The organism is Clostridium caldaquaticum, from assembly GCF_023806125.1.
Taxonomy (GTDB): Bacteria; Bacillota; Clostridia; order Clostridiales; family Clostridiaceae; genus Clostridium_AT; species Clostridium_AT caldaquaticum.
In genome coordinates, this window is record NZ_JAMSKT010000005.1 from 149786 (window position 1) to 173072 (window position 23287).

The window sequence follows — 23287 nt, forward strand, 5'->3', positions numbered from 1 at the left end:
CATTTAAATTTGTTGTTAACCGTCCCTATTTGCCATTTCTATGCCTCAACCTGCATTGACTTAGCTTTTGCAAGCTTATTTTTAAACATCTTTGCTTCTGCAAACTTATAACTGTTAGATGTGTATATTAAAAATACAAATACTACCATACCGCTAATTATTGTTTGAATAGATGAGCTTACATTAAATTTAGCCAGTATAGAAATCATACACGCCTGCATAAAGGAACCGATAAATATTCCAATATTTCTATCTGAGTACTTTGCTAGCGCACCGCCAATAAATAACGGCAGGAAAGCATTCATAATGTAGGATGAACTTCCAAGTCCTGTCTTAGGAGAAGCTGTTCCTAATATTGAAAGATTTATAATCCCAGCTGCTGCCATTAAAATACCAGACAGCAAATAACATATAACTGTATTTTTCTTTTCATTAATTCCAGCATTAACTGCTATCTGCTGGCCACTTCTTAAAGAATTTGTATCATAGCCAAACTTTGTAAAATTCAGCAAGAATACAAATACAGCTAGAATAATAAGAGCTAATATTGTAATATATGGCTGGCGAGCAAAAATTAACATCTTAGTTTGCCCAATTAATTTCACTCCCTGGCTTTTATAAATAAAGGCTATTGCTTCATATATCATTGTTATACCTAATGAAACTACCATTGGAGGTATGCGCAGCATAACATATGTGATACCGGAGATAGTACCTAGAATTCCTCCTATTACCATGCAGATTATTAGCATTGGTACTGGTCCAAGTCCCATACGCTGAGTTATATCAACAGCCAGAATTACTGATAAAATCAGGGTAGCACCTACACTAAAATCAAACCTTCCAGAAGTTAAATTATAAGATACCGCCATGGAAATTAATCCTGAATAAATAGTGTTTCTAAAGATTACCTCTAGGTCTGATCCCACACCAAAGGTTTGTATCCCATTAGCTCTGCAAATTATGGCAAACAATACATATACAGCTATCGGCGCAATCAGTGAAAATATTAGATTTTTAGTAAACTTTAATGTTTTTGCTCCCATTTTATTTCTCCTTCTATTTTACTTAACTCCTCTTCTTTCAAAGATTGAGTTAATATCAGATGCAGATATTAATTTCTGATAATCTTCATATTTTACATCTTTGTTAAATCCTTTTACAAGCTTTTGCATATCTTCTCCGCCATATGCCCAGATTCCTTCATTTTGAACCTTATAAAACTTATTAAATGTATCTTTATCATTAATAACATTTGTTTTTCCTGCAAAGTTAGCAGCTGATCCATCTGCTTGTCTTATTACATCGCTGTTACCTTCAACAGCATTTACAATCATAGGTATAGCCATAGCAAAGTTTTCAGTAAGTTCAGATACAAGTGATGCCATACGGCCTTCTTCAAAAGCTGTCTTATACGCATCATCTATAGATGCAATAGTAGCAATTTTAACTTTGTCTTTCTTTCCTGCAGTTTCGATTGGCTGGAACCAGAAATCTGAACCACCAAAAGTAGCAATAACACCATCAACATCTCCACCTAAAGCTTCAGCCTGTGCAGCAAAGAAAGCTTCATCTGGAAATCCTGGTACTTCTTTTACTATTTTTACATCTTTTCCTGCTTTATTTGCTTCTTCTATTGCAGCTTTAGCACCTTTAACACGCTCTACAAATATCGGAACACCAAAATTTGCACCACCGCTGGATAATATTAAATTTTTACATCCTGCATCTATGAGACCCTTAGTCATTGCATAACCACCTTCGTAGTCTGACTTTCCTAAGTTAACACCGCCAAGGTAATACTTATTAGTTTTAAATGCAGAATAGATTTCAGTATTCTCGGCAGCTCCATAATAATACATTCCAAGGTCTACAGCTTTTTGAACAGCTTGTTTACCTGATACATTGTAGTATCCTATAACTCCTTTAGCTCCAGCAGATGCAGCACTTTCAATAAAAGCCAACTCATCTTCAGCAGAATTAAGCTTTTCAGAATATATAAATTCTACATTGAGATAATTTTGCAGATACTTAAAATACTTCTGCATAGTAATAAACTGTGATGCTGTCGGGTCATAAGTTTCAACTGCTATTTTAATTGTTTCCTTCCCATACTTCTCTACTTTTTTTGTTTCATTTCCAGTGTTAGTATTTGATGTTGCTTCAGAATTCTTACAGCCAGCAAAACCAACAGTCATTAATCCTGCTAATACTAGTGAAACTAATCTTTTTTTCATTTCTTTTCCTCCTCCAATTCCTTTTTGCACATAAAGATTATTAATCTTAATGCCCCTTATTTAAAATTTTTGTTTATATTATCTTGGCAGCAGTTTTGTACGATAGCTTAAACTTGTCATTAAAACTACTGCTAAGAAAATAACACCACGAACTATTTGTATAGTTCCAATTGTCAATCCCATCATAGTAAGTCCGTTGTTTAATATTGATATGGTACATGCACCAACTATTGCTGCACTTATTTTACTTCTTGGGCCTCCAGAAAGAGGCATGCCTCCAAGTACAAGAGCAACCATAACATCTGTTCCTATAGTACCGCCTGTAAGTGCACTTGCTGTATTGGTTCTAAGTAAGATTACGAAGGCTGCAAGTGCTACGCCTATTCCGCCTATAAAGGATGTCCACATAAATATTTTTGTAGAATTTATTCCTGTAAGTTCAGCAGCTCTTGGGTTTCCTCCTAACAGCTTAACGCTTTTTCCTAAAGATGTATAATTGAAAAAATATAAACTAATCAGAAAAAACGCACCAAGCAGTATTACATTAAATATTGCCATTTCTGTACTTGTCAGCTTAGGAAGATTATTTAGAAGTATTGTAGTTTCTTTTCCTAGTACTGCTAGTGCCCATGCTGTAATAACACTTCCTCCAACTATTGTTATAATAAAAATTGGAACCTTAATTGTAGAAAACATAATACCTTTCGCTAAAGCAAGTGCTAGAGATACACCTAGAATTACCAGAAATACAACTGCTACACTTCCCCCTGCTTTAGCAGCCTTAGCACCAAGCACTGCTGCAATACATACACAAGCCCCCAGTGACATATCGAAAACTCCTGAACCGAATAAAAATACTGCTCCAATTGAAACAAGCGCTGTAACCATTATCTGATTTGTCAAAGACTGAAGATTACGTGCTCCTAAAATATCTCCTCCTGTTAAAATAGTAAATACTATAACTATAAACAGTAACCCGGCTATAGGTGCCATTTTTACTATAATATCTTTATTAGATGCCTTTGTTCTTTTCTCCGTACTAACATTTATCATGTACATCACCCCACTAGGTATTCATTTACATCTATATCATACTCTCAATAACCATGTATTCAGACAATTCTCTGCTTCTTTTGAATTCACCAGATTTCTGACCGTCTCTTAATATTATTAAGCGGTCGCTCATTCCAATAAGCTCTGGTAGTTCTTCAGAAATCATAATAATAGTTTTGCCCTGCTTTTTCATATTGTATATAAGCTGATACATAGCTGCTTTTACGCCGATATCAACACCACGGGTAGGGCAGTCTAGTATTAGAATATCGCAGTCTCTTCCAACCCATTTTCCAAATACAACCTTCTGTTTATTTCCTCCAGACAAATATTGCACATTCTGATCTATAGATGCACATTTGATTGTTAATTCTTCTACCTGCTTATTAACATAATTCTTTTCTGCTTTATTAGTTATCATTCCAAATTTATTTTTTATCTTATCAAAACCTGCAGAAACAATATTATCTTTTATACTTGCAGTTAGAACAAGTGCTTCTGTATCTCTGTCTTTTGAAACATATCCAAACCCTAAGCTTACTGCCTGCTTTGGATTTTTTATTATCTCTCCTGACGGAACATGCTTTACACTTCCTGCCAGAATTTTTTCATCTCCAAAGATGCATTTACCAAGCTCGTGCATACCACAGTGTGAAAGTCCTCCTATTCCTAATATTTCACCCTTGTACACCTTTTCTGAGAAGTTAATCAGCATTCCTTTTCCGCTTGTTATATTATCAATTTCAAGTACAACTTCGTCTCGGGTTTCATCTTCATAGTCATCACGGTAGTACTTGTCTGTCATCTTTCTTCCTACCATGTACTTCTTTATTTCAGAAGCTACCATCTGCTCCTTTGTCATAGTAGTAATAAGCTTGCCATCACGAAGCACAGTAAGTGTATCGCAGATTTCCATCAATTCTTCTAAATCGTGTGATATAAATACAACAGCTTTATTTTCTTCTTTCATACGCTTCATTATTCCATATATTATCTCTCTGCCTGTTTGAGAAAGAGCTGTTGTGGTTTCGTCTACAACCAGCATTTCTGGATTCTGGTACATTACTTTTGCAATTTCAACCAGCTTTCTATCCTGCATGTTTAATTCATCAATATACCTAGATGGATCTACTCCGGTAAAACCGATATTATCTAAAGCTTCCTTTGCTGCTTTATTCATTTTGCCAGCATTTATAAATCCAAAAGTTTTGAATTGTTCTTCATTTCCTAGAAAGATATTTTGAGCTATTGTAATTCCAGGAACTGTACCCATTTCCTGAACAATCATTCCAATTCCTGCCTTAGCACCTTCAATCATGCTTGAAGGATTATGTTTCTGTCCTTTAAAATACATTTCACCACTTGTTGCAGGCTGCATTCCTGCGGCAATTGATGTAATAGTTGATTTACCAGAACCATTTTCACCGATAAGACCTGTAATCTGTCCTCTGTATATGGAAATGTCCACATGATCTAAAGCCACGGTACTTCCGAAAGTCTTGCATATCTGTACTGCTTTAAATATTGGCTCATTTAAATTCTCATTTGCTGGGTTCAATACTAACTCCTCCTTTTCAATTATCCTTGTAATTGAAAAATCCTTATAAAGACTCTCTTAATATGCTTTAATTATAAATTGTTTACATAATAACCTCTGCAACATATACGACCTAGTTATAACACTTTTCCGACTTTTCAATAAAAAAATCATCCAGGAATTAAAAAATTCCATTGGATGATTTTTAGATTAATTAATATAATTTGCTTTTGCCCATAGATTAAGCTGCCTCTGCTTTTCCGCTATAATCTTGTCTATTCCAGCCTCTTTAAGCTTTAAAATAAACTCAGGAAGCACCTTGTCTGGATTAACAGTGCCTGACTCCAGCGGAATAACATACTGATTTATTATGTTACTTACAGCGGCTAATTCAGTTTTTACTGGTATAGGATTAAAGGTAAAACCTAATGCTTTAGATTTTACAGCATTCTTGCTGGCTTCTTTTCTCTCATTATAAAAGTTGGGATTCCACCCTTTCCAAACATATTGCGGATATGGATTTGGAAACTGCCAATAAATATTAAGACTATAACCAGTATTTGATATGTCTACTCCTTTTGGATAATCTATTACACCCTCTGTACTTGTTTTAACATAATGCTTGCCCTCAACTCCCCAACTTAACAAATTATTGATATCCTGATTTGAGTACAATAAATTTAAAAGTTGCATAGCTTTTTCAGTATCTTGCGAACTTTTAGCAATGCCCCACTGTATTTCCTGAACATCCTTTGTTGAAATAATAGACTCAGTAAAGCTTATAGTAATAAGATCAATCCCTGCGGTTCTTGAATTTGTTTCAGAAAGTCCTGGATATATAGTAGTCATTGTAGCAAAAGCTTTATTTGCTTTAAATAAATCAGTATTACCCTCTCTGTTTATAGCTGCATCCTTCATAATATACCCTGCTTCATTCCATTGTCTCATTTTATGCAGCAAGTCAGCATACTGCTTTGTTTCATAAAAATTTGTAACAGTTAAATCTTTTTCATAGTTTAAAAGCACACCTATACCGTCCCCAAGAACATCTGCATTCCCAGCGGCTCCAGCAAGCATTGATGTCCAAGATGCAGCAGGTACTATAAGCGGTAAGTCAGGCTCATAAGCTTTCATTAATTTCAATACTCGTTCAAAATCATTCAAAGACTTTACCTTGGAAATATCTATTTTATATTTATCAAGTAAATCCTTTCTAACCATCACTCCAAAAGAACTTCTTGGATCCATTGTAGTAGTTATTCCATAAAGCCTGCCATTTATTGTTCCTGCTCTTAAGTAATCATTATCAACCACTTTTTTTATATCCTTCCCATAAATATTTATTAAATTATTAAGCGGAAGAATATATCCTTTATATACATACTCAGTAAAGTTATCACTATATACAGCCAACAAATCTATCTTTTCGTCTTCAGACAACATCAGATTTATCTGCTGCCTGTAATTTGCTGCAATTATAGGCATTAATTTAACCTTTACATTTATCTTAGGTATAGTAATCTTATTTATCTCATCTTCTACTATTTGTATATCTTTCGGCATGTTTTCAAATATGGAATAAGCCATAACAGCTTCATAAGGCTTGTTAGCTTCAGGTGCAGTACTTTTCTCAGGTTCACGTGAACATGCTGTAAAAAGAATTAAAATAATTACTATAGTTAAATTTATAAAGGAATTTCTTTTATACTTCATCTCTACCTCCTACACACTGCCGTTTTTCTGCCTGTATTCCATTGGATTCATTCCTGTATACTTCTTAAACATTTTAGCGAAATGAGAAAAATTAGTATAGCCTACCTTAACAGCAATGCTGCTTACTGGGAAATCTGTCTTTGCTAAAAGTTCCCTGGCAATATTAAACCGCTCCTGCTGCAAATACTCTGATATTGACATGTTAGTTTCTTTTTTAAATATACGATTCAAATAATCGGGATTTAAAAACACAAAACTTGCAATATCATCTCTGGTTATTTCCTCTGAGATGTGATCAGATATATATTTCTTAGCTCTATCGACTACAGATTGAGATCTTCCAACATCATAAATATATTTCATAGATTTATCTACTACATGAGAAACCCACAGCATAAAAGCTTTAATTGAACTTATAGCTTTAGAGTACAGCTCTTTTGTTTTTTCATCGCCTAAAAGCTGATGTGCCTGTATCCCCTTCTGCTTTAATAAAGTATATATCATCTGCAGAAAATCCTGCTGAAATTGATAAAGCATATTAGCATTAAGCCCTATGCTGTTAACCTGACCTTGCAGAAAACTTTGTATTTCCTCAATAACCTTATCTTTTGAACCTTCATTAAGAAACACCGACCATGGAGCCATATCCGGCATTTTTATAGTACTTGCTGGTATTTTTCTGTTATTTAACAAGAATACCTTATTGCTAAAAGCAACGTTATTTTCATCAATTACGACTAACTGATTAACATTTGATGATAATTCATTAATATAAACTTCATCTCCAATATAACAACATAAATCACAGGATATATATTGATTGCAGGCTTCTATAAACTTCTCACAAACTTCTTTCAGCTTTTCTTTTACAACTTTTGAAACATCCGAATTTATAATTACTATAAATCTTTTCTGCTCTAATTTTACAAACTGACCCTTTACACTATCCCCGAAAAACTTTTCTGCAGCAATATTCTTAAGAGCAAAATCCATTAAATTTTCTTCCTGAGAATTAAGGTTTTTTCCCCATTGATGAACTTTAATTAAAACAGGTATCAGCTTCACCCTCTCATTAAACTGAATATTTTTTTCCTTAGCCGCTTCTTCTATTGCTTTTATATCAGAAGCTATAGAGTGATTTATAACATCTCTCCAAAAGGTCTCCACTATCATCGCTCGATTTTTATTCCAATACTGTCCAAGCTGACTTTCTTCAGTTAGCTTTCTATCCTTTTTAATTTTATCTATAGCTTTCTTTATTACTTCCTCTAACTCATCATAAGGAATCGGTTTTAAGATATAATCCAGACTTCCCAGCTTAAGAGCTTCCTTAGCATATCCAAAATCAGCATGACAGGTTAAAAAAATACATTCTGTTTTAGAACGATTAGCTCTTACCCATGATAAAAGCTCAATCCCATTCCCTTGAGGCATTTCTATATCGCAAAGCATAATATCCACTCTATTATTTTCAAACACTTCTTTTGCTTGTCTAATATTAAATGCTGTAAAAACCTCATCTATACCAAGTTTACTCCAATTTACGGCAGATTTTATACCTTCAACAGCAAAAACTTCATCATCTACTACAATAATATTAAACATAAAAGCTCACCACCAAATCTAATCTATTTGTTTAACAGGAAGCAAAATTTCAACAAAAGCTCCCTTGCTGTTTTCATTGTTAAAAAATTTAATACTTGCCTCTTGTCCATATAATAATTCTAATCTCCTTTGAACATTCCATACCCCAATATGCTTTCCTTCATTTGAGGCAAGCCTATGACCTGCTCTTAGCTCCTGCAAAATATCATCCGGAAATCCTCTTCCTGTATCGCTGATAATTATTTTCATAAATTGCTTTTGTTGATATACATAGTTTATAACCTTTACAGAGATGTGTATTGACTCATCAAGTGTAACACCATATTTAACTGAGTTTTCCACGAAATTTTGTACTACAAGGGGCGGTACTTGAACCTCTAAAAGATTTTCTTCCGCTTCAATTTCATAAGTTAAAGAATTAGGGAATCTAAGTTTTTGTATATGAATATAATTCTTTACATGCTGAAGTTCCTCCTTTAGAAAGACAAGCTCCATATTGCTTCTGAACATATATCTGAAGTATTTTACCAAACTAAGTGTCATCTCTTGAATTAACTCATATTTCTTGGTTTGTGCTAGGCTGTATATAATATTTAAAGAATTCAGGAAAAAGTGAGGATTTACCTGCAGCTGCAGATGTTGAAGCTCCATTTTCTGTTTGCTTAACTGTTCTTCATAAACACTTATTCTTAAATCATGAATTTGATCTATCATTTTATTGAAAGTTTCATTAACCATTATAAATTCATCTGAAGTATTATAACGTTCAATTCGAAAATCCAAATTTCCCTCATGAATTCTTTTCATAGCTTTTAAAATCCTTTTTAATGGTACTAATAATACATTTCTTAAAAATATAAGACATATAGGAAGTAAGAGAACTGCTCCTACAGCAATAAATGCGGCAACTCTCTGAAGAAAAGGCAGCTTTTCCAGAATTTCCTCATTTGGTATTAATGCAATCAGTTTAAAATCTCCTTTGGCTGATTTCTCTCCAACAGTTAGATAATTATTATTTTTTCCTGTAAGATAATAATTTTGTAAATCATGATTTAAATCAATCTTTTCATCATTTATTAATTTTGAAGTAATCATAGGCTCACCAGAATCAGTTATAAGCATGGATGCTCCATTTTCTCCTAAATTAATAAGCTTAAGCGGAATTAATATTTTTTTTGCACTTATCCAAGCCCCTACATAAACATTATCCACTTTTAAAATTCTGAATAAGTAATATTCCTTATCTATTTTTTTTACACTCCATCCTTTTGTGGGGGCACCGCTGTTACTTTTTAATGTATTTCTTATATAGTCTCTTACTTTCTCTCTTTCTGCAAAAGTTGACCCTTCATTAAATCCTTCTATAAGAGAATCCCTTTTTGCGTTGTATATAAACACTGAATCGGTATTTTTACTCATTAAAACATCCTCTGAAATCCTTTTACTAAGACGGAACTGAGCCAGATAATAATCGTCTTCATTATTAGTATAGGACATTAACTTAAAGTTATCATCTGTAAGTGCAAGCCTGCTTAAATAAGTATCAGTATTTTCCAGTTCTTTATCAATTTGACTCATATAAAGAGATATCATATTTTTATTTGATTCAGCAACCTGATTATGAATAACCTTTATGGCATAAAAATTATCATATATAAGAAGTGAAATTAACGGTATCATAACGGCAAACAACCCTAATATAAGCTTAAACCTTATCGAATTCCAAGGTATAGAATACTTGCGAAGTTTCATATATTTTGAATCTCCTTGTCATAAATTTATAAATTCATTATATATTTAGACAATTAAATATTCAATGTAATAAAAAGGATGCCTCATAAGACATCCTTCAAAACTTAAGCTATTTATCTTTCTATCATAATGGATTATTTTTCTTCTTTTTTACTTTCCATATTTTCTATTTTCTTGTTTAACAAGTCCATAATATTAACACCGGTAAGTGCTTCAACTGTCTGCGGCAGCTGAGACATTATATCAGTTACATATCCCGTAACCTTGGCAGCACCTTTGCCTTCACCACTTCCGCTGTCAACAATAACAATCTTTTCAGTTTTAGATAATGGCTCTGCAACAGCTTTTGCTATTTCAGGAAGCTTTTCAATAATCATCTGGGTCATAGCAGCCTCATTATAAAGCTTAAAGGCTTCTGCTTTTTTAGCCATAGCTTCTGCTTCTGCTTTACCCTTTTCTCTTATAATTTCTACTTCTGCCATACCTTGAAGTCTTAAAGCCTCTGATTTAGCCTTACCTTCAAGCTCAATAGCCTTAGCTCTTGCCTCTGCATCAGCAATTTCCTTATATTTTATAGAATCTGCTACCTGAACTTGTCTATATTTATCCGCTTCAGCCTGCTTTTTAACTGTAGCTTCAAGTTCTCTTTCTTTTCTTAGTGCTTCTTTTTCAGCAAGTTCGATTTCTCTTTCCTTTTTAGTAATTTCAACCTGAACAGCAGCATCTGCAAGTTCTTTTTCCTTTAGTTTTTTTGTAATTTCAACCTGCATCTGTGTTTCGGCAACTTCTTTTTTTACCTTATTAGACTCAATTTCGTAAGCAAGGTCTGATGTAGCCTTAGCAATTTCCTGTTCTTTTCTGTAAGCTTGAACCTTTAGTTCTTTATCCTTAATAGATTCAGCAATTTGAGTTTCTGATAAAATCTTAGCAGCTTCTCCAAGTCTTACAGCTTCTGCCGTTTTAATCTTTGTTTCCTTAGCAGCTTCTGCTTCTGCTATCTGAGCATCTCTTTTTACTGCTGCAATTCTTGGCTTACCAAGAGCTTCTAAGTATCCGTTTCTGTCTGATATATCTTTAATAGTTAAAACCTTAAGTTCAAGACCCATTTGAGCTAAATCAAGAGCTGCAACTTCCTGTACATGGGACGCAAATTTTTCTCTGTCTTTATAAATTTCTTCTACTGTCATCTTTGAGACTATTTCACGAAGCTTACCTTCAAGCACATTTTTAGTAGTATGTTCAATTACTTGAATAGTATGCTGCAATCCATTTGAAGTATTAAATTGTTCTGCAGCTGACAAAATCGATTCTGTATCAGATTTTACCTTAACAACTGCCACACCATCTGCTACAATTCCAACCCCCTGACTTGTTAAAGCACCGTCAATACGTGTTTCAATCTGCATATTTTCCAGAGAAATCTTATCTGTTCTTTCAAGAAGCGGCACTACAAAACCACCACCACCGGTAATAACCCTTTTTCTAAGACCTGTAACAACTAAAGCTTTATCTTGTGGAACTCTCTTCCACATTGAGAAAATACTAAGGATTAAAAGTATGATTACCCCTACTATAATCCCCGGAATAATTAGAGCTGATAAATTAAATAACATTTTTAAATCTCTCCTTTTATATATATATATTTATTTTTCATAATTTAAAGGCTCAACATAAAATACATTATTTTTAATTTCATAAATAATAACTTCTTCACCCTGAGGAATTCCTTTCTTTCCAACATGTTGTGCTGGTCCATTATATCTTTTCCCATTTACCACATAGGATATAGTTCCAAAACTTCCTTCAAGAATTGGAGATATAACCTTAGCTTTCATTCCTACAACGCTGTTTTTGGAAAATGCACTTGTATTTTGTGCTTTATAAAGAGGTATAACTATAAATCTATATAGTATAAATGCTGTTATCAGTGCTGATATAAATGCTATAATAAATAAAAGGATTGGATTAATTTTAGAGTGAGTTCCTATTATGCCTATACCTCCAAAAACCGTTAAAAAAGAAACAATGGTTATAGGTTTTAGTGGAAAAACTGCAAAGGTCGGCGATATTCCGCTGTCAGCATGAGTATCAATATGTGAATCTAAGCTTGCATGAAAATTAGTGTCCACATGTGTATCTACATGTCCATCCATATGAAATAATCCTAATAACCCGCCTAACAAAAAAGTTACTACAGTATATATAACTCCTACCCAAAAAACAATAGTATACACTTGTTCCATAAAATACCTCCTTCCTATTTCAGTATAACATAACTATCCATTTTTGTTATGTATTTTCTTAAATTTAACTATTGTTTTAAAGATTTTATATTATATATTATAATTTAATATAGTTATAAATAACTTTTTACATGATATTATTAATTATAACATCTGTTATATAATTATCAAACTATATAAACATCTGAAAAATGTCTATTTTAACATTTATAGGTAACTAAAACACTTTAAGTATTTCTACCTACTTTAATCTTTCTAAACTAAAATTTTTCATAGAATTTCAAATAGAAATTAGGGACGGTTAACAATTTACAGGAATTAAATTAAAATTAGAAAATTAGGTAGGTAAAATTAGGGACGGTTAACAATTAAAAGCAACCTCAGGTAAGAGGTAAGGTCAGTTAACAATTTTATAGATTTTTTTAATTTCTAATTAATAAAAGATAAATTGTATACTACTTTCATTATAATATTACAAGTTTTCTTCTAAATTTTTTATGATTTTATTGCATGTATATAGCTTGTACATTTTAAACTAAACAAAGATTGTTTTTATCTAACAGCTTTTAGTTTCTTATGTTGACAATATTTTTACACTTAATTATAATCCAAATTAAAAACAAGTTATAGTAAAACTCTCACTATTAAAATGGAGGAACAATAATGTTAATTCGTGCTTTTAATATACCCAAAAATTCCATACGATTCAAATTGGTAGCTGGGTTAATAGCCTTTATGCTGCCTTTAATTTCATTCCTTATATATAATAATTTATACGCTATCAAGGTTGTTCATAACCAGGTTGCGGAATCTTATAAAAATATGATGTCTTTATATATGAATCAGATAGATAATAACCTTGAAGCAGTAGACTCATATTTTGTCAATCTTCAAGTTTCAAACACAGATATTCAAATGATGCTATATTCTCCATATGAAGAAGAATACTTTTTATCAAAGATAAGATTATTAAATAAAATAACCCAGGATATTACCATGTATAAATTTATTGACACTATGTTTATCTACTCTTTGCAAAGACAGGACTTTATTGAGATTCATAATAATAGACCTAGTTTTGTTGAACAGGAAGCTTTAAGAGAATATGTAACAAATAGCTGTTTGGAGCTGCGGTCATCAAGAAACTCACAAATTTCAGACTGGCATGTTCAGAAAATTGAAAATAAATACTACTTATTTCGTATCCTGAAGATGGGTGAAATTTATTTAGGAAGCTGGACCGATGTTAAAAATCTGTTTATACCTCTAAAAATGATAGATATTGGAGAAAATGGTGCTTCCTTGCTTGCAACAGATAATGGGGAACCTATGATGAATGGACAAGTTGTCCGTGATAATAATTTGAATTTAAATCTAGACTTTAAACGATATCATCTTATAGGGGATAGAAATCAATATCTTGTGGTTGGAGAAAAGTCTTTGAAAGGAAACTTCAGCTTAATTGCATTAATACCAGATAATAAGATTTTAGAAAAATTGCCATATTTTCAGAGAGTAATTAACTTTATTTCTATTTTATTTATTTTTGTATTACCTATATGTCTACTCTTTTTAAGAAAAATACTGATTGTTCCTTTAAGAAGAATGTTGTCTGCAATGAAGAAAATAAGAGATGGAAATCTGGAAGTTCGTATCGAACCTTATGCTACATCAGAAGAGTTTAGAATTGTTAATGAAACCTTTAACACTATGATGGAACACATTCAACAACTTAAAATAAGTGTATATGAAGAGAAAATAAACACACAAAAGGCTGAACTGCAACACTTGCAGCTCCAAATCAAACCTCATTTTTTTCTCAATTCACTTAATATAATCTATGCTTTGGCAAGTACAAAGAAGTATGACCATATTCAAGAAATGACACTTTGTTTAATTAAATATTTCAGGTACATGTTTAGAAGTAATCTTACTTTTGTATCTTTAAAGGATGAAATACAGCATGTTCAAAACTACATCCGCATTCAGGAATTAAGATTTTCTGAATTATTGAGTTTTAAAATAGAGATTCCTGATTATCTTTTAGAGACTAAAGTGCCGCCACTTATAATTCACACTTTTATAGAGAATTCAATTAAATATGCAGTATCTATGGATGAAGAGGTTCAGCTGTCTGTAAACATTGAACTTGTAGATAGCAAAGAGGGAGAACCGTGTTTTAGAATTGTAATAAAAGATACTGGCGAAGGGTTCAAAGAAGACGTAATAAGAGAACTAAAGGCTGGGAATCGAATAACCGACGAATATGGAGAGCATATTGGAATATGGAATATTCAACGCAGACTATCGCTCTTATATAAGGAGCGTGCAAAGCTTTGTATAGGTAATTCTGAGTCTGGAGGAGCTTTGGTAGAAATAGTTCTACCTTTAAATAATTTGGAAAAGGAGGATTAGGATGTGGAATTTACTTATTGTAGATGATGAAAAATTAATTGTAGAAGAAATAAAATCTAAAATTGACTGGAACATACTTGGAATATCAAAGGTTTTTACTGCTAACAGTATGAAGCAGGCAAAGGAAGTTTTTGAAAGTAATAGAATAAATGTTATGCTTTGTGACATTGAAATGCCGAGGGGAAGTGGTTTAGAGCTGCTGGCCTGGGTAAAGAAATATTCTCCAAAGACAGAATTAATATTTTTAACTTGTCATGCAGATTTTAGCTACGCAAAGGAAGCAATTCATTTGGGAAGTTTGGACTATCTTTTAAAGCCTGTTCCAGCTGAAGAATTAGAAGCCTCCGTTACTAAAGCTATTAATAAGATAGAAAAAGACAGCGAACTGGAGGAGTACAGCAGGTTTGGACAGTTTTGGTTTAAGCATCAGTCTATTTTGGTTGAACGGTTTTGGATGGATATTATAAATGAAACCATACCTTCAAATCCAGAGGATATAAAAATAGCTGCAGATTATAGAGATATACCTTTCAATAGCCAAATGAAAATCATACCAGTTTTAATAGGGATACAGCGCTTTCATAGAAAGATGAGTATGAAGGACGAAAAAATTATAGAATACGGATTGAAAAACATTGCAGAAGAAATTCTTACGAATGAAGGTCAATCAGTTAAGTTTTTTCAATTAAAAAGTACTGAACTCATAGGAATTCTTTTTTTAGGGAATGTTGAAGATTTTAGCAGAGATAAATTGGAGGAACAGTGTGAAAAATATATATTTACCTGCAATCAGTATATGTATTGTGACTTATGTTGTTATGTGGGAGAAATGATTTATGCTCATCAATTAGCATCTATGGTAAATGAACTAATCAAGCTTAAAAGAAATAATGTTACTATATTTAATAAGGTATTTCCTATAAATGTGAAGCCTATAAAAACTTCTGTTGTAAATACAACGGATACAAGCCTTTGGTCAGTTATGCTTAAGAATGGTGCTAAAGATAATCTAATATTTGAAATAAAAAAATATCTAGAAGACTTATATATAACTTCAGCACCGGATACAAATGTGTTATACGGGTTTCAGCAGGATTTTAACCAGATGATTTTTGCTGCCTTAGCTCAGAAAGGGATGCAAGCCCATGAGCTGTTTAATGACAGCAAGACTATAGAAATGAATGCTAATGCCACCGGTTCCTTACAAGAGATGCTTGAGTGGGTAGAATATATTATAGAAAGAACTATTGGGTTTACAAAGCCTGATGAAAAATCAATATCCCCAGTGATTAAAGCTAAAAACTATATTAAACTTCATTTAGAGAAGGAATTGACAAGAGAGGAAATTGCAAGCCATGTTTATTTAAACCCTGACTATTTTGACAGGGTATTTAAAAGAGAAACTGGATTATCTGTTGCAAGATTTATTATGCAGGAACGTTTAGTTAAGGCTCAAGACCTGCTTATCAAGACAAATCTTCCAATTAATGTAATTGCAATAAGCGTCGGATATCCTAACTCCTCTAATTTCTCAAGCATGTTTAAAAGAATGACTGGGATGAATCCGGCAGACTATAGAAAAAATAAAAAAGAAAGTTAAACCACGAAGAGTAAGTCGAAATTTCAAAAGTAACAAGTCAAATTATAAGATGGTGAAGGTAGCCATGTATATTGTATACTGTAATCAATTCCAAAATACGTTTAGGGGGGAATATATTATGATTAGAAAAAGGCTTAGCTGTATTGCTTTATTGGTAGCTACAATGTTTTCATTTTCAGCATGTAGTACAAAAAGCAAAAACACTTCAGAAGTACAAGCACAAAAGGAGACACCAACAGAGCTTACTATTGCATCATTTACTTTAAGTGATACTCCTAAAGATTTGCAATTAGTGCAAGATGAAGTAAATAAAATAACATTAGAAAAAATAAATGCCAAGATCAATTGGCAGGTTATTCCTGTTGGATCTTGGACACAAAAAATAAATCTAATGCTAGCTAGTGGAGAAAAGCTTGATTTACTTCCTGTGCAAGGGGCTAACTTCAGTAGTTCTGTATCAAAAGGACAAATTATCGCATTAGATGATTTACTAGATAAATATGGACAGGGTATAAAGGAGGCAGTTGGTCAAGATTATCTAAAGGCTGGTAGAATTAATGGAAAGCAATATGCTGTTCCTCCTGTAAAATCAATGGCATCAGGATATGGACTAAAAATTAGGAAGGACTACGCAAGTAAATACAATATAAGTACAAATAAGGTAAACTCTCTTGAGGATTTTACAGCTATTTTTAAAACTATCAAAGATAAAGAGCCTGATACAACTATACTATTAATGCAGCCGGGTAAAACTCTTACTATTGTAGACAGAGCAGCTGGTCTGGATCTTCTTGGGGATGGATTTGGAGTACTGTTAAATGGAGGTGCGGATTTAAAGGTAGTTGATTGGTTTGAGACACCTCAATATGCAGCAATGCTTAATACAGTACGAAATTGGTACACTTCAGGTTACATCATGAAGGATGTAGCAACAAATACACAACCTATATCAAATTTATTAAAAGCTGGAAAAGGTGTAGCATACTTTGGAGCAATTACTGCCAATACAGCGGCATCTGAGAGCTTAACTAATGGTGTAGAATTGGTTGAGATTCCATTAATAGATGCTTTTTCCACATCCTCAAATGCTCAACAGGTTCAGTGGGCAATTCCTTTAAATTCCAAAACACCGGACAAAGCCATGCAATTCCTAAACCTTATGTATACTGATTCTAAAGTAGTTAATCTTATGGATTATGGTATAGAAGGTAAACACTATGTTAAAACTGCTGAAGGTACAATAGATTATCCTGAAGGAATTAATGCCAAAACTCAAACTTATTCGAATATGCCTTTTCTTTTGGGAAATCAGTTCATAAGCTATGTTTGGAAGGGTGGTTCCGTAGATGCTTATAAGCGTGAAGCTGAATTTAATAAAGCAGCTAAAAAGTCAAAAGCTATGGGTTTTAGCTTTGTTGCATCATCAGTGCAAACAGAGTTAGCTGCATTAAATTCTGTTACAGATCAATATAAAGTTGGATTAGAATCAGGAACTTTGGATCCTGTTAAGGTATTACCTGAGTTTATTGCTAAACTTAAAACTGCAGGAATAGATAAAGTGATTGCTGAAAAACAAAAGCAACTTGATGAATGGATCAAAACTAATAAGTAAACCTGGAAGGCAACACAGCCAGTTTGAAATTGGTTGAGTTGCCTTATTTTAAAGGAAAGGAAGGAAACAGTGATGCAGCAAACAAATATAAAAACTAAAAATGTTAGTACAGCCAAATCAAAAAAAGTTAATATATTTAGAAACAGCGCCCTTTATGTAATGATGTTACCGGGATTGATATACTTAATTATCAACAATTATATACCAATGTTTGGATTAATAATAGCATTTAAAAATGTTAATTTTTCAAAAGGAATACTTGCCAGTGACTGGATATGGTTTAAAAATTTTGAATTTCTATTTAAGTCTGCTGATGCTCTAATAATTACTAGGAATACTATTCTTTATAATGTTTCATTCATTATAATTAACACAGTGGTTGCTGTTGCAATTGCTATATTACTTAATGAGATTAAAAATAAACTATTATTAAGCCTTTATCAAAGTCTAATTTTGCTGCCACACCTAATATCTATGGTGGTAGTTAGTTATCTCGTATATGCAATGCTTAGTACTGATACTGGTTTTTTAAATAAAACTGTCCTGCCAGCGTTAGGGTTAAAAGAAATTAATTGGTATACAGAAACTAAATTTTGGCCGGTAATTCTTACTTTTGTAAGCAATTGGAAGGGTTTTGGTTTCTTAAGTGTAATATATTTTTCATCAGTAGTTGGCATTAGTGATGAGTATTACGAAGCTGCAAGTTTAGATGGAGCTACAAAGTGGCAGCAGGTAAGACTTATCACCATACCTCTCATAAAACCAACTATTATTATTATGACAATGCTGGCAATAGGAAGAATTTTTTATTCAGACTTTGGACTTTTCTACCAGGTGCCCATGAATAGTGGCGCATTGTATCCTGTCACCGATGTTATCGATACTTATGTTTTTCGTGGTTTACTTCAACTAGGGAATATAGGTATGTCATCAGCAGCAGGAATGTACCAGTCAGTTGTTGGATTTATATGTATTCTATTATCTAACTATGCAGTAAGAAAATTAAGCGCAGAGGATGCATTATTTTAAGAAAGGAGTTGGCAGCTTTGAAAATAAAACAAGATAGATTATTTAGAGGAATTGCACATACGATTCTTGCTGTAGCATCATTCCTATGTCTTATTCCCTTCATATTATTATTTAACTCATCCTTTACAGATGAAAATATTCTGATAAAAAGTGGATATACTTTCTTCCCGAAAAAATTGAGTTTTGCAGCATACTCATATTTATTTGAAAAGGCGGAGATTATTGGACGAGCATATGGTATTACTATTTTAGTAACCATAATTGGTACAACTGCTTGTTTAGTTATTACATCTATGATAGCATACCCTCTGTCACGTACAGATCTTAAAGGAAGAAAGGTGTTAACTTTTTTAGTTGTATTTACAATGTTATTTAATGGAGGGCTTGTGCCTACCTATCTTTTGTACACTAAATATTTGGATATAAAAAATACTATTTGGGCACTTATCATACCTAGGCTACTTTTAAATGGATTTAATATATTATTGATGAAATCCTACTTCACAAATAATATTCCTTCTGCCCTTATTGAATCAGCTAAAATTGATGGTGCAGGAGAATATAGTATATTTTTCAAAATTATTCTTCCTTTGTCACTTCCAATAATGGCTACTGTAGGTCTAATGAGCGGTCTAACATATTGGAATGATTGGAATAACGGACTGATTTATATAACAGATGCAAAATTAAATAGTATACAACTTGTATTAAATCAAATGATAACGAATATTCAAGCTTTAGCAGCTACTGATTTAGGTAGTACTTCTGCTTCAAACACTCCTCTTCCTAGTACATCCGTTAGAATGGCTATTGCAGTTATAGCTGTAGTTCCGGTTTTAATTGCGTATCCATTTTTTCAGAAGTTCTTTGTAAAAGGAATTACCGTTGGTGCAGTTAAAGGTTAGTAAATATCCGGTAGAGATGAAGCAGTGGGCTGCCTTAGCTCAGAATAAGTCCTTATTGAATAACAATAATATATAAAGGAGTATATCATTATGATTTGTGAAAAAATTAAACTTTGGAAGGATAACAATGAAGCTTATTTACAAACCTATATTCTACATGACTCAAAAGAATTTAACACAGGCAAAAAGCGTCCATCCATTATAATCTGCCCTGGTGGAGCTTACTTTAGAACCACAGACCGTGAAGCAGAACCTGTGGCTATACGATTTGCAACACTTGGCTATAACACCTTTGTTCTTAGATATAATACTTATTATGGAGATAAAGTAATTGATCGCAGAAACCCGCCACCTCCTGGTAATGAGAAAACTGCGTATCCGCAGCCTTTGTATGATTTAGCACAAGCTATACTTACAATAAGAGAAAAAGCAGAAAACTGGCTTATAGATACCAGTAAGATTATATTATGCGGCTTTTCAGCAGGTGGACATTTGGTATCAAGTATGGGGGTGCATTGGCAGGATGAACTGTTAACATCTAAGTTCAATGTGGATAGTGAGTTATTCAGACCTAGGGCGCTTATTCTAGGATATCCGCTTACAGACTATATTTTGATGAAGAAAGAAGCTCTGTCTGATAACCCAGGTGCAGTTGCATTTCAAGAATTTTCAAACAAAGTGGTATTTGGAAAAAGCAATCCTACTGAGGAAGAACTGATGAAATTAAGTCCTGCAAATTACGTATCAGATAAAACTCCTCCAACATTTATATGGCATACAGCTAACGACGAAAGTGTCTATGTATCCAATTCCTTAAGATTTGCCACTATGTTAACTAAATATAAAGTTCCTTATGAACTTCATATATTTGAATCAGGAGTACATGGTTTATCACTTGCTGATGAAACCACAGCAGCAAAGAATGAACATGTTAACCCAAGTTGTCAAGTTTGGTTTGACTTAGCAGCTAGTTGGTTAAAGAAACATATGTAAAAAGTATAGGAAATAGGTGAAAGAGATTGAAAATAATAGATTTAAATGATAAATGGTACTTTACAAAGGTAAATAACCCAGCTTATGTACTGGAAGAAATGAGTGAGGCAGAGATTGTTACACTGCCTCACTCCTGGAATGCAGAAGATGGACATGAAAATAGTATGTTTAAAGGTAAGTGCTGGTATCAAAGAAAATTAAATATCAGCGAGGAAGATTTCAAGAAATTTATATTTCTTGAAATTGGTGCAGCAGGCAATGTTTCAGAGATATATGTAAATGGACAGTTAGCCGGCAGCAGTAAATGCGGATATGCAATGTATAGAGTTTCTTTAAACTCTTTCTTAAAGATAGGTAAAAATCTTATATCTATAATGGTGGATAACAGTCGACATGAGGATGTGTACCCATTGATGGCGGATTTCACATTCTATGGTGGATTATACCGTGAAGTAAAACTTATTATTGCTAACGCTCTTCATTTTGATTTATTGGATAATGGAAGGGATGGAATATACTTAACTCAAAAATATATTGACGAAAACATCTTTGAGTTAAATATAAAGGGTACAGTTATTAATGAGTATTCATGCGTAAATGAAGGAAAAATAGAATTTAACCTTTTTGATAGAGAAAAAAATATAGTGTTTAGTAAAACTACTAATATTGAAGTTTCCAGAAAGTTTCAGTTCTCCATAACAGATAAAATTTCAGATGTAGTACTTTGGCAGGGAATAGAAAATCCTTATCTTTATACACTGAAGGCAGAACTTATTCAAAACGGAGTTGTTTGTGATTTAAGAAACATTGAAATTGGTTTTAGAAATATTAAAATAACTCCCGACAAAGGAGTATTTTTGAATGGTAAACCTATTAAGATAAATGGAGTCAGCCGTCATCATGACTTTGCAGGAGTAGGCAATGCCTTAAGAAAAGAGCATATGGATTTGGATATGTCTCTTATAAAAGAGATAGGAGCAAACAGCGTAAGACTTTCGCACTATCAACATAATGACTATTTCTATTCCCTTTGTGACCGTGAAGGTCTACTAGTATGGGCAGAGATTCCTTTTATAAGTGTGCCAACAACTGTTGATGAAAGTAATCAAAATGCCAAGGATCAATTGGAAAAATTAATTAAACAAGCATATAACCACAGCTCCATATACTGCTGGGGTATTCAAAATGAGATTACAATTGCTGTGGAAAATGAAAGTATATATGAGAAAGTAAGGGAACTTGAATCCATGGCTAAAGCTTTAGATCCAAGCAGATTTACTGCTCAAGCAAATATTTATTCCGTAGGCGATGAAAGTCCATTAAATCTGATAACAGATTTAGTAGGGTATAACCTATATTATGGCTGGTACTATAAAGAAATGCAGGATTTAGGAAAGAGACTTGACGAATTTCATAAAGCAAGACCAGATATACCAGTACTGGTCTCAGAATATGGGGTGGATACCAACCCTAAATTTCATTCCTATAATCCAACGGTAAAGGACTATACAGAAGAATATCAATTATTATTCCATGATAATGCAATTAAAACTATCAATGAAAGACCTTTTGTTTTAGGAGGCTATCAATGGAATATGTTTGATTTCGGCAGCAACAACAGAGATGAAGGCGGAGAAAAGGGCAAAAATCTTAAGGGCTTGGTAACCATAGACAGAAAAATTAAAAAGGACGCCTTTTATTTATACAAGGCTAACTGGTCAAAGGTTCCCTTTATTCACCTGGCAGGCAAAAAATTCGTTAATAGGCATGAAGAATTAAATGATATATCGGTATTATCCAACTTAGAGCATATTAAACTGTTTGTCGGCGACGATCTTATTGGGGAAACTCATAGCAAAGAAGCTATTAAGACCTTTAAAGGGGTGAGATTGCCTCTAGGAGAGAACTATATAAAAGCAGAAGGCTATGATAAATCTGGAAACGCCTATCAGGATTATATGGTTCTTAACCGTGTCAATGAAGCGGATAAGAGCTATACATTGGTAAAAGGTGAAGAGAAAAGGCATGTTATAAACTGGTTTGAAAAGTTTGATTTAACGAATGTTCAGGAAGTAACACTTAAGGAAGGTTACTATTCAACCTTTGATACCTTGGAAGATCTTTATAAAAATGAAGAAGCAAAAGCGGTATTTATTAAATATTTTGGAGACGCTAAAGAAAATCCATGGCTAAAATCCATGATGGCACTGACATCTATAAATTCAATGTCTAAGATTTCACGTTTAAATATACCTAAGGAGCTTTTAACAGTAATTAATAAGGAATTAAATATAATACCTAAAAATAAATATCTATAAAGCGGTATTATCCAGGGCTAAAGCTTTGGATAATACCTTCTTTTCTAAATTTTGTAAATTAAGAATTAAGGGACGGTTAACAATTTAAAGCAACTTCACGTTGAAATTATTAACAACAACTAATTTATGCTCTATTTTTGTTATATAATATAACAAGTTTTCTTCTAAATTTTTTATGATTTTATTACATGTATATAGCTTGTACATTTTAAACTTAACAAAGATTGTTTTTTATCTAACAGCTTTTTAAAAAATATATTGCTATAGCTTGTTTA

The 23287-nt window shown here is 32.8% G+C and carries 16 protein-coding genes; 7 read left to right on the forward strand and 9 right to left on the reverse strand.

Going from position 1 to position 23287, the window contains the following annotated elements:
• Positions 1-38: 38 nt before the first annotated feature.
• The 9 genes from M2651_RS04720 to M2651_RS04760 all read right to left on the reverse strand — a co-directional run bounded on the left by M2651_RS04720 (position 39) and on the right by M2651_RS04760 (position 12140).
• Positions 39-1046, reverse strand: a complete 1008-nt coding sequence (locus M2651_RS04720) for an ABC transporter permease (protein ID WP_252131187.1) — start codon at positions 1044-1046, stop codon at positions 39-41.
• Between the two features lie 18 nt (positions 1047-1064).
• On the reverse strand, positions 1065-2237 hold the full coding sequence (locus tag M2651_RS04725; protein ID WP_252131188.1) for a sugar ABC transporter substrate-binding protein: 1173 nt from the start codon (positions 2235-2237) through the stop codon (positions 1065-1067).
• A 78-nt stretch (positions 2238-2315) separates the two neighbouring features.
• On the reverse strand, positions 2316-3290 hold the full coding sequence (locus tag M2651_RS04730) for an ABC transporter permease (RefSeq protein ID WP_252131189.1): 975 nt from the start codon (positions 3288-3290) through the stop codon (positions 2316-2318).
• Positions 3291-3321: 31 nt separating this feature from the next.
• Positions 3322-4848 carry a sugar ABC transporter ATP-binding protein gene (locus M2651_RS04735; RefSeq protein ID WP_252131190.1) on the reverse strand — a complete coding sequence of 509 codons (1527 nt, stop codon included), beginning with the start codon at positions 4846-4848 and terminating at the stop codon, positions 3322-3324.
• A gap of 189 nt (positions 4849-5037) precedes the next feature.
• Positions 5038-6540: an ABC transporter substrate-binding protein gene (locus M2651_RS04740; RefSeq protein WP_252131191.1), complete on the reverse strand. Its 1503-nt coding sequence runs from the start codon at positions 6538-6540 to the stop codon at positions 5038-5040.
• 9 nt (positions 6541-6549) lie between these two features.
• Positions 6550-8145: a response regulator transcription factor gene (locus tag M2651_RS04745; RefSeq protein ID WP_252131192.1), complete on the reverse strand. Its 1596-nt coding sequence runs from the start codon at positions 8143-8145 to the stop codon at positions 6550-6552.
• Between the two features lie 18 nt (positions 8146-8163).
• Positions 8164-9897, reverse strand: a complete 1734-nt coding sequence (locus M2651_RS04750; RefSeq protein ID WP_252131193.1) for a cache domain-containing sensor histidine kinase — start codon at positions 9895-9897, stop codon at positions 8164-8166.
• A 134-nt stretch (positions 9898-10031) separates the two neighbouring features.
• Entirely contained in the window at positions 10032-11510 is a 1479-nt protein-coding gene (locus tag M2651_RS04755) for a flotillin family protein (RefSeq protein ID WP_252131194.1), read from the reverse strand.
• Between the two features lie 30 nt (positions 11511-11540).
• Positions 11541-12140, reverse strand: coding sequence for an NfeD family protein (locus M2651_RS04760; protein ID WP_252131195.1), 600 nt, complete (start codon positions 12138-12140; stop codon positions 11541-11543).
• Positions 12141-12803: 663 nt separating this feature from the next.
• Between M2651_RS04760 and M2651_RS04765 the strand changes: the two genes are divergently transcribed.
• The 7 genes from M2651_RS04765 to M2651_RS04795 all read left to right on the forward strand — a co-directional run bounded on the left by M2651_RS04765 (position 12804) and on the right by M2651_RS04795 (position 23012).
• Positions 12804-14555: a sensor histidine kinase gene (locus M2651_RS04765; protein WP_252131196.1), complete on the forward strand. Its 1752-nt coding sequence runs from the start codon at positions 12804-12806 to the stop codon at positions 14553-14555.
• Position 14556: 1 nt separating this feature from the next.
• A complete protein-coding gene (locus M2651_RS04770; protein WP_252131197.1) occupies positions 14557-16155 on the forward strand; it encodes a response regulator transcription factor in 1599 nt (532 codons plus the stop codon).
• 118 nt (positions 16156-16273) lie between these two features.
• The gene (locus tag M2651_RS04775) at positions 16274-17767 is read left to right on the forward strand and encodes an ABC transporter substrate-binding protein (RefSeq protein ID WP_252131198.1); all 1494 of its coding nucleotides are present in this window, start codon (positions 16274-16276) and stop codon (positions 17765-17767) included.
• Positions 17768-17839: 72 nt separating this feature from the next.
• On the forward strand, positions 17840-18796 hold the full coding sequence (locus M2651_RS04780; RefSeq protein WP_350338290.1) for an ABC transporter permease: 957 nt from the start codon (positions 17840-17842) through the stop codon (positions 18794-18796).
• Between the two features lie 17 nt (positions 18797-18813).
• Entirely contained in the window at positions 18814-19701 is an 888-nt protein-coding gene (locus M2651_RS04785; RefSeq protein WP_252131199.1) for a carbohydrate ABC transporter permease, read from the forward strand.
• Positions 19702-19791: 90 nt separating this feature from the next.
• On the forward strand, positions 19792-20694 hold the full coding sequence (locus M2651_RS04790) for an alpha/beta hydrolase (RefSeq protein ID WP_252131200.1): 903 nt from the start codon (positions 19792-19794) through the stop codon (positions 20692-20694).
• A gap of 26 nt (positions 20695-20720) precedes the next feature.
• A complete protein-coding gene (locus M2651_RS04795; RefSeq protein WP_252131201.1) occupies positions 20721-23012 on the forward strand; it encodes a glycoside hydrolase family 2 protein in 2292 nt (763 codons plus the stop codon).
• Positions 23013-23287 lie beyond the last annotated feature (275 nt).

Bases quoted from the DNA above. Each gene is read 5' to 3' on its own strand.
- M2651_RS04720 (WP_252131187.1), bottom strand. From the start codon at position 1,046: ATGGGAGCAAAAACATTAAAGTTTACTAAAAATCTAATATTTTCACTG.
- M2651_RS04725 (WP_252131188.1), bottom strand. From the start codon at position 2,237: ATGAAAAAAAGATTAGTTTCACTAGTATTAGCAGGATTAATGACTGTT.
- M2651_RS04730 (WP_252131189.1), bottom strand. From the start codon at position 3,290: ATGATAAATGTTAGTACGGAGAAAAGAACAAAGGCATCTAATAAAGAT.
- M2651_RS04740 (WP_252131191.1), bottom strand. From the start codon at position 6,540: ATGAAGTATAAAAGAAATTCCTTTATAAATTTAACTATAGTAATTATT.
- M2651_RS04745 (WP_252131192.1), bottom strand. From the start codon at position 8,145: ATGTTTAATATTATTGTAGTAGATGATGAAGTTTTTGCTGTTGAAGGT.
- M2651_RS04750 (WP_252131193.1), bottom strand. From the start codon at position 9,897: ATGAAACTTCGCAAGTATTCTATACCTTGGAATTCGATAAGGTTTAAG.
- M2651_RS04755 (WP_252131194.1), bottom strand. From the start codon at position 11,510: ATGTTATTTAATTTATCAGCTCTAATTATTCCGGGGATTATAGTAGGG.
- M2651_RS04760 (WP_252131195.1), bottom strand. From the start codon at position 12,140: ATGGAACAAGTGTATACTATTGTTTTTTGGGTAGGAGTTATATATACT.
- M2651_RS04765 (WP_252131196.1), top strand. From the start codon at position 12,804: ATGTTAATTCGTGCTTTTAATATACCCAAAAATTCCATACGATTCAAA.
- M2651_RS04770 (WP_252131197.1), top strand. From the start codon at position 14,557: ATGTGGAATTTACTTATTGTAGATGATGAAAAATTAATTGTAGAAGAA.
- M2651_RS04775 (WP_252131198.1), top strand. From the start codon at position 16,274: ATGATTAGAAAAAGGCTTAGCTGTATTGCTTTATTGGTAGCTACAATG.
- M2651_RS04780 (WP_350338290.1), top strand. From the start codon at position 17,840: ATGCAGCAAACAAATATAAAAACTAAAAATGTTAGTACAGCCAAATCA.
- M2651_RS04790 (WP_252131200.1), top strand. From the start codon at position 19,792: ATGATTTGTGAAAAAATTAAACTTTGGAAGGATAACAATGAAGCTTAT.